Source organism: Methylobacterium sp. CB376 (assembly GCF_029714205.1).
GTDB lineage: Bacteria > Pseudomonadota > Alphaproteobacteria > Rhizobiales > Beijerinckiaceae > Methylobacterium.
Genome location: NZ_CP121648.1, coordinates 6,299,443 through 6,311,865, shown reverse-complemented (window position 1 = coordinate 6,311,865; position 12,423 = coordinate 6,299,443). Strand labels below are relative to the sequence as shown.

The window sequence follows — 12,423 nt, the reverse complement described above, 5'->3', positions numbered from 1 at the left end:
CCATGGCGGACCTCACACTCCACGGCATCCGGGTCGAGGACACCTTCGCGGAGGCGTTCGACATGGCGGGCACGGCCCTCGTGCTCACCGCCGACACGCCCGAATGGGCGATGATCGCCGCCACCACCATGACGGGCTTCGCCACCTCGGTGATCGGCTGCGGGGCCGAGGCCGGGATCGACGCGGTGCTCGCCCCCGAGGCGACGCCCGACGGGCGGCCCGGCGTGCGGGTGCTGCTCTTCGGCTTCGACGCGGGGGGCCTGAAGAGCCAGCTCCTCAAGCGGGTCGGGCAATGCGTGCTGACCTCGCCGGGCAGCGCGGCCTATGCGGGGATCGCCTGGGACGATCCGCACCGGGGCAAGGCGATCAAGCTCGGCGGCGCGATCCAGATGTTCGGCGACGGCTTCTCGGTCGCCAAGCGCGTCGGCGGCCGGCGCTTCTGGCGCACGCCGGTGATGGACGGCGAGTTCCTCTGCGAGCACTCCGTCCCGACCATCGAGGGGGCGGTCGGCGGCGGCAACCTGCTGTTCCTCGGCCGCGCCCACGCGGACACGCTGAGGGTGGCGGAGATCGCGGTGGCGGCGGCGCGCGGCGTCCCGGACGTGATCCTGCCCTTCCCGGGCGGCATCGTGCGCTCGGGCTCCAAGGTCGGCGCGCGCACCAAGGGCATGATGGCCTCCACCAACGACGCCTATTGCCCGACCCTGAAGGGGCGCGCGGGCTCGGCCCTGCCGCCCGAGGTCAACGTGGTGCTGGAGATCGTGATCGACGGGCTCTCGGCGGGGGCGATCGCGCGCGCGATGCGGGCCGCGCTCCACGCGGCGACGGCGGCGGGCCGCGACCTCGGCCTCGTGGCGGTCACGGCGGGCAATTACGGCGGCAATCTCGGCCGCCACCACTTCCATCTCCGGGACCTTCTCGAGGCGGCGGCATGAGCGTCCTCACCCTCCGCCAGGCGCCGCCGGAGCGGCTCGACCTCTCGGGCCTCACGCCCGCCCGCCTCGCGGGCCTCGGCGAGGCCGAGGCGGCGCGGCTGCCGATCGGCACGAGCCGGCTCGGCCTCAGCCTCGGCGACTGCTTCGCGCTCGCCCTCGACGGGACCGACACGCTGCGGATCGTCGGCGGCTCGGAGCGGCTCGACCAGGTCGGCGCCGGCCTGAGCGCGGGCGCGATCGAGGTCGAGGGCGATGTCGGGCAGCGCCTCGGCGCCGGCATGACCGGCGGCGCGATCCGGGTCTCCGGTTCGGCGGGTCCCTTCGCCGGGACGGGCGCCAGGGGCGGCACGATCACGATCGCGGGCGACGCGGGCGAGAGCGCGGGCGGCGCCCTGCACGGGGCGATGGGCGGCCTCGACGGGGCGACCCTGGTGATCGGCGGCCGGGCGGGCGACCGCCTCGGCGACCGGATGCGGGCCGGGCTGATCGTGGCCGAGTCCGCCGGAGCGCTGGCGGGGTCGCGGATGATCGCCGGCACGATCGTGGCGGGCGCGATCGGCGACCATCCGGGCTACGGCATGCGCCGGGGCACGCTCCTGGTCGAGCGCCACGGCGCCCTGCTGCCGACCTTCGTCGACACGGGCGCCCAGGACCTCGTCTTCGTGCGGCTGCTCGCCCGGGCGCTGGAGCCGGTCTCGGCGCGCTTCGCGGCCCTCGCCCGCGCGCGGCTCGGGCGGCGCGCCGGGGACCTCGCGACGCTCGGCAAGGGCGAGTTGCTGACGCCGCTCGGGTGACGCGCGCCGGGCCCGCGCGGCGCTAAGGCGGCGCCGCCTCCCCGGCGCAATACGCCTCCAGCCCCTCGGCCAGCGCGTCGAAGGCGACGCGGTAGCGCCGGAGGGCGCGCAGATCCTCGTGCATGACCACGAAGGTCGGCAGATCCCAGCCGATCTCCGGCAGGACCGGGACGAGATCGGGCTCGCGGGCGGCGAGCCCCGCCTGGCAGACCCCGATGCCGAACCCGGCCCGGACCGCCGCGAGCTGCGCGAGCGCGCTGTCGCTGCGCCACGCGAACCGGCTCCGGTCGAGGGGCATTCCCCCGATCCGGACGTCGCGCAGGAAGGCGGTCTCGGCGTCGAAGCCGATCAGGCTGTGGCCCGCGAGGGCGGCGACGGAGGCGGGCGCGCCCCGCCGTGCCAGGTAGCGGCGATGGGCGTGCAGGCCGAGGCGCACGGTCCCGACCTTCCGGGCGAGCAGCGCCCCCTGCGCCGGCGGGGTCATCCGCACGGCGATGTCGGCGTCGCGGCGCAGGAGATCCTGCACCCGGTCGGACAGGACGAGTTCGAGGATGAGCGCGGGGTGCGCCTCGTGCAGGCGGGCGAGGATCGGCGGCAGCACCGCCCCGCCCACCACCTCGGAGGCGGTGATCCGCACCGTCCCGGCCACCCCCTCCCCCGCCGCCGTCACGGTGCGCGCCAGGGCGGCCGCCGCGGCCCGCAGGGCCTGGGCGTGCGGGCGCAGGGCCAGCCCCGCCTCGGTCGGGAGCAGCCCCGCCGGCGAGCGGGTGAACAGCACCACGCCGAGCGCCGCCTCCAGGGCCGCGATCTGCCGGCCGACCGTCGGCTGCGTCAGGCCGAGCGCCCGGGCCGCGCCCGAGAGGGAGCCCTCCTCCAGCACCGCCAGCGCCGCGCGGCAATGGTCCCAGCTCGGCTCCGCCATACGATTTCGTATAGCGGCCCGCCGTCTTTCCGCAATTCCCGGATGCGTCCGGCTCTGCCATCGTGCCCCCGTCGGCGATGAGGAGCGGATGATGGGCGGGACGAGGGAAGCCCTGGTGCTGGGGGCGACCGGCGGCGTCGGCGGGGCGGTGGCGCGGCGGCTCCTGGCCGGCGGCTGGCGGGTGCGGGCCCTGCACCGGGATCCGGAGCGGGTGCGGCGCGCGGGCGACGGCCTCGCCTGGATCCCGGGCGATGCCCGCGACGCCGCGCGCGTGACCGAGGCGGCGCGCGGCACCGCCCTCGTCGTCCACGCGGTGAACCCGCCCGGCTACCGCGACTGGGACCGGCTCGTCCTGCCGATGCTGGAGGCGAGCCTCGCGGCCACCCGGGCGGCGGGCGCGCGCCTGCTGCTTCCGGGCAACGTCTACAATTACGGCCCCGACGCCTTCCCGCACCCGGACGAGGACGCGCCCCAGCACCCGCTCACCCGCAAGGGCGCGATCCGGGTCGCGATGGAGCGCCGGCTCGCCGAGGCGGCGGCGGCGGGGGTGCGCAGCCTCGTCGTGCGGGCGGGCGACGTGTTCGGCCCCGGCATGACCGGCAATTCCTGGTTCGCGCTGTTCGCGCAGCGGGACCGGCCGGTGCGGCGGCTGTGGTATCCCGGCCCGGGCGGCATCGGCCACCAATGGGCCTACCTGCCCGACCTCGCCGAGACCATGGTGCGGCTCGCCGAGCGGGAGGCGGACCTGCCCGCCTTCGCGCGCTTCCACACGCGGGGGCATTGGGACGCAGACGGCACCCGGATGGTGGCGGCGATCGCCCGCGCGCTCGGGCGCGAGCGGCTGCCGGTCCACCGGGTGCCCTGGGCGCTCACCCGTCCCGCCGCGCCCTTCGTGCCCTTCCTGCGGGAGGTGCGGGAGATGCTGTATCTCTGGAACGTGCCCCTGCGGCTCGACAATGCCCGCTTGGCGGCGGCGCTCGGGGCGGAGCCGCACACGCCGCTCGACCGGGCCGTGGCGGCGACGCTCGCGGATCTCGGCGCCGCGGGCGCCGGGCAGGGTCTGAAACCGACCCGTCCGCTCCCCGTCTCCCGGATGCCCTTGCGCTGAGGCTCCGCGCGTCCGGGACGGCGGGGACCCCGGACCCGTCCCTCAGTTCACGCTGGCCCGGTAGCAGCGGATCTCGGCCTCGGCCTGGGCGCGGCGCAGCTCCGCGACCTTGTCGTCGAACAGCTTGGTCGAGCGGAACTCGTTGGCGCGCTGGCCGATGCCCTGGCGCATCGACAGGATCGTCGAGGCCTGCACGTACTTGTCGTAGGGCAGGATGGCGGCGATCGCGTCGATCGAGCAGGCGCATTTCTGCAGCGCGTCGCGGGTCTGCCCGTTCGCCGCCATGCAGCCGAAGACGTAATCGGCCCGCGCCTCGGTCGGGTAATCGTTGTCGTCGGCCAGGGCCGGCACCAGCCCCGCCAGCAGGGCGCCCGCGCCGAGCGCCCCCTTAACCCACGCTCGGTTCATACGTCACCGTCTCCTGCAGGAGCTTGCCGCCCTCCGGGCCCGGCGCCTCGACGTCGATCGAGACGATCTCGCCCGGCACCGCGGGCGACAGCACGAACGTGTAGGTGAGGCTATCGAAGCCGCGCAGCTTGTCCTTCACGGGGTCGTTCACGAAGGGCCGCAGCACCACCCGCCAGCCGGGCCGCTTCTCGCCCCCGACCTCGACCTCGGTCGGGGTCGCCGGGCCGCCCTCGCGCATCGCCTTGCGCAGCCCGTTCTTCAGGTAGCGGGGATTGCCCTGCAGCGCCTTGGCGATGTCGAGGACGTGGTATTCGAGGAACTGCGCCAGGAGCGGGTTCCCGGTCATGTTCTCGTAATGGGCGGTCGGCAGCCGGCGCTCGCCCGTGAAGGCCTCGATGGTCAGGTTGCGGCTGTCGGGCCCCGACCCGGCCGCCACCGTCTCGACGATCCGGTCCTCGATCGGCGCGCCGAAGGGGCCGTCCTTGATGCCGCTGAAGCGGGTGTAGCGGTAGGTGATGCGGCTGCCCGCCGGCGCGGCGGCGAAGTGCTTGCCCTCGAACAGCAGGTCGACGGCGCTCGGCGCGGCCTCCCGCGCCGCCGCGGCCGCTGCGGGCGGCGGCGCCGGCTGCGCCAGCGCGGGCGTCGCGGCCAGGAGCAGGCCGCAGAGGAAAGCGGGTCTCACGCGGACACTCCCTCGGGTTGGGGCACGACGGGCGCGCCGCCGATCGTGCGGTACTGGTAGTCGGGCGCGGTCTCCAGGGCCGATTCGGCGACCGCGAGGGCCTGGACCTTGGCGTGGAGCGGCGAGAGCGAGCAGGCCGGGTCGGTCGCGGCGGCGTCGCCCGCCAGCGCCAGGGCCTGGCAGCGGCAGCCGCCCCAATCCTTCTCCCGCCGGTCGCAGGAGCGGCAGGGCTCCTTCATCCAGGACGTGCCCCGATAGGCCTGGAAGGCGGGGGAATTCGCCCAGATGTCGCCGAGCGCGCGCTCCTGCACGTTCCAGAATGCGAGGCCCGGGATCGTCTCGGCGGCGTGGCAGGGCAGCACCTTGCCGCTCGGCGTGACGTTCATCAGCCGCCGGCCCCAGCCGCCCGCGCAGGCCTTCGGGTACTTGGCGTAGTAGTCCGGCACCACGAGGTCGATCACGAGCCGGCCCTTGAGGCGCTCGCGCGCCTCCTCGACCACCCGGATCGAGCGGTCGACGTCGGGCTTGGCCGGCATCAGGGCGGCGCGGTTGACGTAGGCCCAGCCGTAATACTGGGTGTGGGCGACTTCGAGCCGCTTGGCGCCGAGCCTGACCGCGAGGTCGATCAGGGCCGGCACCTCGTCGATGTTGCCGCGGTGGATCACAGCGTTGAGCGTGAGCGGCAGGCCCAAGGCCACGACCCGCTCGGCGAAGGCGAATTTCTGCGGCTGGGCGTTCCGCAGCCCGCCGATCCGCTCCGCGTTGCCGGCCTCGGCGGCCTGGATCGAGAGCTGCACGTGGTCGAGGCCGGCCTCGGAGAGCGCGTCGAGCTTGGCGAGCGCGCCGCCCACCCCGGAGGTGATCAGGTTCGAGTAGAGGCCGAGATCGGCGCAGGCCCCGGTGATCTCGACGATGTCCTGCCGGGCGGTGGGCTCGCCGCCCGACAGGTGGACGTGCAGGACGCCGAGCGCCGCCGCCTCCCCCAGCACCCGCTGCCACGTCGCCGTGTCGAGCTCCGCCGAGCGCTTGTCGAGCTCGAGCGGGTTCGAGCAGTAGGGGCAGCGCAGCGGGCAGCGATGGGTGAGCTCCGCGAGGAGCCCGATCGGGGCCGGCAGGGTGGGGGTGACGGCGGTCATGGTCTCGTCCTCGGCCGCCCTCGGGCGGCGGGCTTTGGGCCGCCTCAGCGGCAGGCTTGGGGCCGCCTCAGCGGCGGGCTTGGGGCCGCCTCAGGCGGCGGGCTTGGCTTCCAGCACGCGCTTCTCCGCGAGGCCGTTGAGCATGGTGATGACGTCGGGCTCGATCACGCCGACCGGCGCGTCGTACTGCGCCGAGAGCGCCTCCGCGATGGCCCGGATGCTGCGCTCCCCGTCGACCAGCGACAGCACCGCCACGGCGTTCTGGTCGAGGTCGAAGGTGCGCTCGGGCGCGAGCAGCACGTGGGCGCCGCGCACGCCGTCGAAGCGCATCCGCACGCCGCGCGGCAGGCGCGGCACGTCGCCGGGGGTCAGGCTCACGCGCGCCCCTCCACCAGACCCTCGCCCGGGCGCCACGCGTCCGGCGGGATCATGCCCGGCGCCACGTAGGCGAAGTACAGGGCGTCGAGCTGCGACCACAGCACGTTGCACTTGAAGGTGAGCGCGTCGAGCGCCTGCCGCTGCAGGGCCGGCGTGGTCGCGTGCTCCTTGACGTAGGCCAGGGCGAAGTCGGCGTCGCGCGGCGCCTGGGTGAGGCGCTTGTCGAAATAGGCCAGCGTCTCCTTGGTGATGAAGTCGTAGTTCTTGAGCATGCCGGCGACGCGCTCGGAGATGATGGTCGGCGAGAACATCTCGGTGAGCGAGGAGGCGATCGCCTCCAGGAGCGAGCGCTCGGCCACGAAGTGGACGTAGGCCTCGACCGCGAAGCGGGTGGTCGGCAGGATGCCGCGCGTCGAGAGCACGTAGGCGCGGTCGAAGCCGACGCCCTCGGCGAGCTTCAGCCAGCGCTCGATGCCGCCGTCGCCCTCGTGGTCGCCGTCGTGGTCGACGATGCGCTGGCGCCAGATCCGACGGAGATTGGCGTCGGGCATCCGCGCCAGGATGGCGGAATCCTTCACCGGGATCATCGCCTGATAATAGTAGCGGTTGAGCGCCCAGGCCCGCACCTGATCCTTGTCGAGCTTCCCGTCGTGCAGGAGGCGGTGGAAGGGGTGCAGGTTGTGGTAGCGGCGGGCGCCGATGTCGCGCAGGGCCGCTTCGAGCGCGGCGGGCGAGAGCAGGCTCGCGTCGTTCGCGGCGGGCGCGGCCGGGAGGGTGAGGGACAGGGCTGCGGTCATGGCGTGATCGTGGGCCTTCGGTTGGTCGTTCGGGGCGCTGCTGGCTCCGTTCCTCCCGGAGCCGAGGTGGCGGCTCGGGCCGCTGCGGTCAAGGGTCGTGCCCTTCACATTCCTGGCAATCCGGCCTGCCTTCTGGGTGTCGGATCGGCTGATCCTCCGCGCCGGATCAGCGCTCGTCGCATCAGGAGGCGCCGGATTTCTTTGAGATGGATCAACAAGCCGTATCGATGCACATCTATGTCTGGGATGTACTTATGTTTGACTTAAAGATGACTTGGCCGGGACGGTGCGGAGGTGGTGGTCGGGAGGGATTTCCGACGATCGACCCGGCACGGTGCCATCGGGCGCTGCTCCCGGTCGTTGATCGTGCCGCATGTCCGACGCCGAATCGGCGCCCGCTTCAGCGGGACATGCGCTAGAGGGTCAGCGTCAGCCCGTCATGCGCCACCGTCCAGCCCTCGGCCTCGACGGCGCGGCGGGCCTCGGACTCCTCCACCAGGACCGGGTTGGTGTTGTTGATGTGCACGAAGATCCGTCGGCCGATCGGCACCTCGGCCAGGGCCGCGATCGCGCCCCCCTCCCCGGTCATCGGCACGTGGCCCATGCGCCAGCCGGTCTTGGTGCCGACCCCGGCCCGGATCATGTCGTCGTCGAGGTAGACCGTGCCGTCGAAGAGCAGGACGTCCACGCCCGACAGGCGCCGCCGCAGGTCGTCGGTGACGCGGGCGCAGCCCGGCACGTAGGCGAGCCGCTTGCCCCCCGCCTCGATCAGGGCGCCGACCGTGGTCTCGGTCTCCTGGCCGATCTCGGGCGTGCCCTCCTCCAGCCAGAGCGGCACCTTGCCGGGCACGGCGAAGAGCGTGACCGCGAGGCCCGGCACCGGCGCGAAGGACTCGTCCAGCGCCACCTCGCGCCGCGCCACGTGCTCGGGCGCCAGCACGTCGAAGACGCGGTTCGCCGAGACCGAATCGAGGATGTTGCGGGTGGCGTGGAGCCGGAAGGGCTGGCTCTCGCGCAGGGTCAGCAGCCCCGCCACGTGGTCCACGTCGCCGTTGGTCAGCAGCACCGCCGCGATCGGCGAGTGCCGCAGGCCGCGGGCCGGGTGCAGGGCGGGCGTCGCGAAGAGCTGCTGGCGGATGTCCGGCGAGGCGTTCACCAGGAGCCACGTCTCCCCGTCCGGGGAGACCGCGAGGCTCGACTGGGTGCGGGGCTTGACCCGGGCATCGCCCGCCCAGGCCATCGTGCAGTGGGGGCAGCGGCAGTTCCACTGCGGAACCCCGCCACCGGCCGCAGAACCGAGGATGATCGCCTGCATGATCCTCTCACGTCGGCGCGCAGACACCCTCCGGGCCGAGAGACCGCCTCAGTTGAAGGGATCGATCTCGGCCGATTCGTAGCTGGTGACTTCCATGCCGACGCAGATCTCGGCGACGACCGGCAGAGCCCACTTCATGGTGCGTTTCCTCTCGATGATCGGTGATGGTCAAGGCCCCCGGCGGCGGGACCGCCGGAGGCGGAGTCCGAGCCCTCAGTTGAAGGGATCGATCTCGGCCGACTCGTAGCTGGTGACTTCCATGCCGACGCAGACTTCGGCGACAACCGGCAGAGCCCACTTCATGATGCGTCTCCTGAGACTTCCCGGATCCTCATAAGAGGATCCTAAGATGTTGAGATGACAGTGTTTTCTGTCACGCGGGATATATCGGCAATCCCGACCGGGAGCGCAAGAGGTATTTTTCCGGTCCACCGCCCCCAAAGGGCTGGGTGCTCTCAAACCGGTCTTATTGTGCCGGTCCCGCGAGGGTTTAGCGGAGACCCCTCGTGCCCTAAAAAATTTCGTGAGCGGCAAACCGAAGGTTACTGGCGGAAGCTCGGCTCGTGCAGGTCGAGCATGAAGCCCTTGCCCCGCACGGTCACGATGGCGGGGCCCCCGGCCCGGGCGACGTCGCCGAGCTTGGTGCGCAGGTACCCGACATAGACGTCCACCACGTTGAGGGAGAGGCCGCCCTGGTTGGCCCAGAGCCGGTCGAAGATGTCGCCCCGGGTCACCGGCCGGTTGGCGTGCTCCATCAGCACGGTGAGGAGTTCGGCCTCGCGCTGGGTGAGGCGCGCGGTGGTCTCGCCGAAGCGGACCTGGCGGGTGGCGAGGTCGAGGGAGAGGCGCCCGGCGCTGAGCAGGGTGCGCGGCTCGCCCGCCGCGCGGCGGCGCTGCAGGTGGGTGCGCAGGCGCGCGAGCAATTCGTCGAAGGCGAAGGGCTTGACGATGTAGTCGTCGGCCCCGACCGCGAGGCCGTCGACGCGGTCGCTGACCTCGTCCTTGGCGCTGAGGAACAGGATCGCCCCCGGATAGCCGCCCTCGCGCAGGGAGCGGCAGACCTCGTGGCCCGAGCCGTCCGGCAGCATGATGTCGAGGAGCACCGCCTCGGGCACCCGCTCGCGGGCGGCGGCCAGGGCCTCGTCGACGCTGCCGGCGAGGTTGACCGAGAAGCCCTCCGCGCTGAGGCCGCGGGCGAGCATCCCGCGGATGTCGCCGTCGTCCTCCACCACCAGCACGCTCGTCATCGGGGCCCCATCCTCGCGGCGCGGGCCGGATCCCGGCGCCCGCTCACGCCGCGTCCTCCCTGGCATCGGCGGGCAGCACCAGGGTGACCCGTGCGCCGCGCGCCTCGTCCCCGCCCGAACCGAGGCGGATCACGCCATCATGGCGTTCGACGACCCAGCGCGCCAGGGCCAATCCGATGCCGAACCCCTGCGCGGGCGAGGAGTTCCCGCCGCGGCGGAAGCGCTCGAACAGGGTCTCGGCCTCGGCGGGGAAGCCCGGCCCGTCATCCGCCACCGTCACCTCGGCCCCGTCGCGGCGCGCCCGCAGCACGACCCAGACCCGGGTCGCCCCGGCGGCGTGGCGCAGGGCGTTGTCGATCAGGCCCTCGACGATCTGGCGCAGCCACTCGGGGTCGGCCTGGATCTCCACGTCGGTCTCGCTCGGCTCGAAGGCGAGGGCGATGCGGCGGCGCCGGGCCTCCGAGGCGCAGTTCTCCACCGCCTCGGTGAGGACGGCGGCGAGGCTGACGGGCTTGCGCTCCAGCTCGATCTGGCCGGATTCCGAGCGGGCGATCCGCAGCATGTCGCCGACGCGGCGGTGCAGGCGCAGCGCCCGCTTGCGGATCGTCGCGATCACCGGGCGGAAGGCCTCGGGCGTGTCGGGCGAGCGGGCGGCGAGGTCGCATTCCCCCAGGATGACCGTGAGGGGCGTGCGCAGCTCGTGGCTGACATCGGCGAAGAAGCGGCGGCGGGAGCGGTCGATCTCCTCCAGGCGGGTGTTGGCGGCGCGCAGCTCCGCGGTGGCCTGCGCGACCGTCTCCTCGAGAGCGGCGCGGGCGGCGGCGACGCGGCTCTCGCGGCGCTTGAGCCGGGCCGCCATGCGGTTGAAGCTCGCGACCAGCAGGCCGAGCTCGTCGTGGGCCGCGACGGGCAGGCGGGTGTCGAGCTCGCCCCGGCCGATGGCGGCGGCGCCGGCCCGGATGTCGTCGATGCGCCGCAGGAGCGGCCGCGTCAGGGTGCGGTGGACGAGGAGCAGCACCACCACGGCGAGCCCCGCCACCGCGAGGGCGAGGGCGCGCAGCCGCACCGCGAGGGCGCGCACCTCGCCCGCCGCGCTCTCGACGCCGCGGCGCTCGGCCTCGACCAGGAAGGTGAGCGGCGGGCCGGTCACCGCCCCGAAGGCGTTGAGGGCGCCGCGGATCGCGTCCGAGCGCTTCACCGGGTCGGGCTCGCGCTGGATCTGGGCCACCTGCCGGTCGAGCATGACGCGGGCGGCGCGCAGCCGCGCCAGGGGCCGCGAGCGGGCCGCGTACTGGGTGCGGTCCACGATGGCGTCGCTGCGAGCGATGGCCCGGTTGAGGCCCTCGTCGACGGCGTTGAGGGCCCGGTCGACCTCGTCGCGGGCCGTGGCGAGGCGCTCCGGCCGGCTCGGCGTCTCGCCCACCGCCTCGACCGCGGCGAGGCCGTACTCGGTGAGGCGCCCGGAGAGCTCGGCGATGAGTTCGAGCCGCACCTGGGCCTCCAGGGTGCTGTCGAGGGTGCGCTCGGCCGCCGCGAGCGACCAGAACAGCCCGCCCGCGGCCAGCAGCACCAGCGCCGCCGCGCTCCCGACCAGCAACCCGAACCGCACCCGCAACGAGCCCATGCCGCACCTCCCCGCCCGCCGAACCTCCCCGCCCGCCGAGTGTGCCATAGATGCCGGCGCCCGGCGCCGGGGCGAGGGCCCGCGCCGGTTGCCCCGCGGTTGCCCCGACGCCACTCTCGCGCCGATACCGCCGGAGGCATGATGATGACAGGACGTTTCTGGGCCGCAGCGCTCGCCCTCGCGCTCGCGGCCCCGGCCCGCGCCGAGGACACCTCCCTGTGGAGGCTCTACGAGCAGACCCTCAAGCGCGCCAAGTACATCGACCTCACCCACGCGTTCGCGCCGACCCAGCCGGTCTGGCCGGGCTTCGCCGCCGCGACCGTCCGGGCCGCGCGGGCGGGGCGGACCATCGAGGGCTTCGTCGAGAAGGGCGAGGCCTTCACCTACGCCCGGCACGGCTTCGTGGTGACGGCCTACGACCTTCCCACCGACCAGTACGGCACCCAGCTCGACCCGCCGGCCCACTGGAACCCCCTCGGCGCCACGATCAGCGACCTGCCGGCCACCTACGCGCTGCGCCCCCTGGTGGTGATCGACATCTCCCCGCAGGTCGCCCGGGACGAGGGCTACCACCTGCAGGTCGCCGACATCGCCGCCTGGGAGGCGCGGCACGGCCGCATCCCCGAGGGCGCCGTGGTGATGGTCCGCTCCGACTGGTCGAAGCGCTGGGCCGAGACCGAGCGCTTCCGCGCCAAGCCCTTCCCGGGCGTGAGCCTCGCGGCGCTGCAGGTCCTGCACCTGGAGCGCCGGATCCTGTTCCACGGCCACGAGCCCCTCGACACCGACACGACGCCGAACCTGGAGGGCGAGGCGTGGCTGATGCACCACAACTTCGCCCAGGCCGAGGGGGTGGCGAATCTCGACAAGGTGCCGGAGGCGGGCGCGCTCGTCGCCATCGGCTTCGCCAAGCCGCTCGGCGGCACCGGGGGCTTCGCCCGCTACGTGGCGATCGCCCCGCCCGGCTGGCCCGAGGGGGTCAGCGTCGAGGAGGCGCCGGGCGCGCCGCTGCCGACCCAGCCCGCCCCGCTCGTGCGCGGGCCGGACGGGGTGATGCGCCCGACTCCGCCGTGACGCGGC

At 73.8% G+C, this 12,423-nt stretch carries 15 protein-coding genes; 4 read left to right on the top strand and 11 right to left on the bottom strand.

Going from position 1 to position 12,423, the window contains the following annotated elements; translation table 11 throughout:
* The first annotated feature begins 2 nt into the window (after positions 1-2).
* Both fhcD and QA634_RS29140 read left to right on the top strand, forming a co-directional pair.
* Entirely contained in the window at positions 3-935 is a 933-nt protein-coding gene (fhcD, locus tag QA634_RS29145) for a formylmethanofuran--tetrahydromethanopterin N-formyltransferase (RefSeq protein ID WP_012335440.1), read from the top strand.
* On the top strand, positions 932-1,729 hold the full coding sequence (locus tag QA634_RS29140) for a formylmethanofuran dehydrogenase subunit C (RefSeq protein WP_012335439.1): 798 nt from the start codon (positions 932-934) through the stop codon (positions 1,727-1,729). The genes fhcD and QA634_RS29140 overlap by 4 nt, the downstream gene beginning before the upstream one ends.
* A gap of 22 nt (positions 1,730-1,751) precedes the next feature.
* Here QA634_RS29140 and QA634_RS29135 read toward each other — a convergent pair whose 3' ends face one another.
* Positions 1,752-2,651 carry a LysR family transcriptional regulator gene (locus QA634_RS29135; protein WP_012335438.1) on the bottom strand — a complete coding sequence of 300 codons (900 nt, stop codon included), beginning with the start codon at positions 2,649-2,651 and terminating at the stop codon, positions 1,752-1,754.
* A gap of 91 nt (positions 2,652-2,742) precedes the next feature.
* On the opposite strand from QA634_RS29135, the gene QA634_RS29130 reads away from it, so the two are divergent.
* A complete protein-coding gene (locus tag QA634_RS29130) occupies positions 2,743-3,759 on the top strand; it encodes an NAD-dependent epimerase/dehydratase family protein (protein WP_012335437.1) in 1,017 nt (338 codons plus the stop codon).
* Between the two features lie 42 nt (positions 3,760-3,801).
* Here the strand turns inward: QA634_RS29130 and QA634_RS29125 are convergent, their stop codons facing one another.
* The 10 genes from QA634_RS29125 to QA634_RS29080 all read right to left on the bottom strand — a co-directional run bounded on the left by QA634_RS29125 (position 3,802) and on the right by QA634_RS29080 (position 11,346).
* Entirely contained in the window at positions 3,802-4,167 is a 366-nt protein-coding gene (locus QA634_RS29125) for a hypothetical protein (RefSeq protein WP_012335436.1), read from the bottom strand.
* Positions 4,148-4,849: a hypothetical protein gene (locus QA634_RS29120; RefSeq protein WP_012335435.1), complete on the bottom strand. Its 702-nt coding sequence runs from the start codon at positions 4,847-4,849 to the stop codon at positions 4,148-4,150. The genes QA634_RS29125 and QA634_RS29120 overlap by 20 nt, the downstream gene beginning before the upstream one ends.
* Positions 4,846-5,985: a pyrroloquinoline quinone biosynthesis protein PqqE gene (gene pqqE, locus QA634_RS29115; protein ID WP_012335434.1), complete on the bottom strand. Its 1,140-nt coding sequence runs from the start codon at positions 5,983-5,985 to the stop codon at positions 4,846-4,848. Before pqqE ends, QA634_RS29120 begins: the two co-directional genes overlap by 4 nt.
* Before the next feature lie 90 nt (positions 5,986-6,075).
* Positions 6,076-6,363, bottom strand: coding sequence for a pyrroloquinoline quinone biosynthesis peptide chaperone PqqD (pqqD, locus tag QA634_RS29110; protein ID WP_012335433.1), 288 nt, complete (start codon positions 6,361-6,363; stop codon positions 6,076-6,078).
* A complete protein-coding gene (pqqC, locus tag QA634_RS29105) occupies positions 6,360-7,160 on the bottom strand; it encodes a pyrroloquinoline-quinone synthase PqqC (protein WP_050777521.1) in 801 nt (266 codons plus the stop codon). The genes pqqD and pqqC overlap by 4 nt, the downstream gene beginning before the upstream one ends.
* Positions 7,161-7,575: 415 nt before the next feature.
* A complete protein-coding gene (gene pqqB / locus QA634_RS29100; RefSeq protein ID WP_012335431.1) occupies positions 7,576-8,475 on the bottom strand; it encodes a pyrroloquinoline quinone biosynthesis protein PqqB in 900 nt (299 codons plus the stop codon).
* A 48-nt stretch (positions 8,476-8,523) separates the two neighbouring features.
* A complete protein-coding gene (gene pqqA / locus QA634_RS29095; protein WP_012335430.1) occupies positions 8,524-8,613 on the bottom strand; it encodes a pyrroloquinoline quinone precursor peptide PqqA in 90 nt (29 codons plus the stop codon).
* Between the two features lie 75 nt (positions 8,614-8,688).
* Positions 8,689-8,778: a pyrroloquinoline quinone precursor peptide PqqA gene (gene pqqA / locus QA634_RS29090; protein ID WP_012335429.1), complete on the bottom strand. Its 90-nt coding sequence runs from the start codon at positions 8,776-8,778 to the stop codon at positions 8,689-8,691.
* Between the two features lie 239 nt (positions 8,779-9,017).
* On the bottom strand, positions 9,018-9,722 hold the full coding sequence (locus tag QA634_RS29085; RefSeq protein WP_012335428.1) for a response regulator transcription factor: 705 nt from the start codon (positions 9,720-9,722) through the stop codon (positions 9,018-9,020).
* A 43-nt stretch (positions 9,723-9,765) separates the two neighbouring features.
* A complete protein-coding gene (locus tag QA634_RS29080; protein ID WP_012335427.1) occupies positions 9,766-11,346 on the bottom strand; it encodes a sensor histidine kinase in 1,581 nt (526 codons plus the stop codon).
* Between the two features lie 138 nt (positions 11,347-11,484).
* On the opposite strand from QA634_RS29080, the gene QA634_RS29075 reads away from it, so the two are divergent.
* Positions 11,485-12,417 carry a cyclase family protein gene (locus QA634_RS29075; RefSeq protein WP_012335426.1) on the top strand — a complete coding sequence of 311 codons (933 nt, stop codon included), beginning with the start codon at positions 11,485-11,487 and terminating at the stop codon, positions 12,415-12,417.
* The last annotated feature ends 6 nt before the right edge of the window (positions 12,418-12,423 follow it).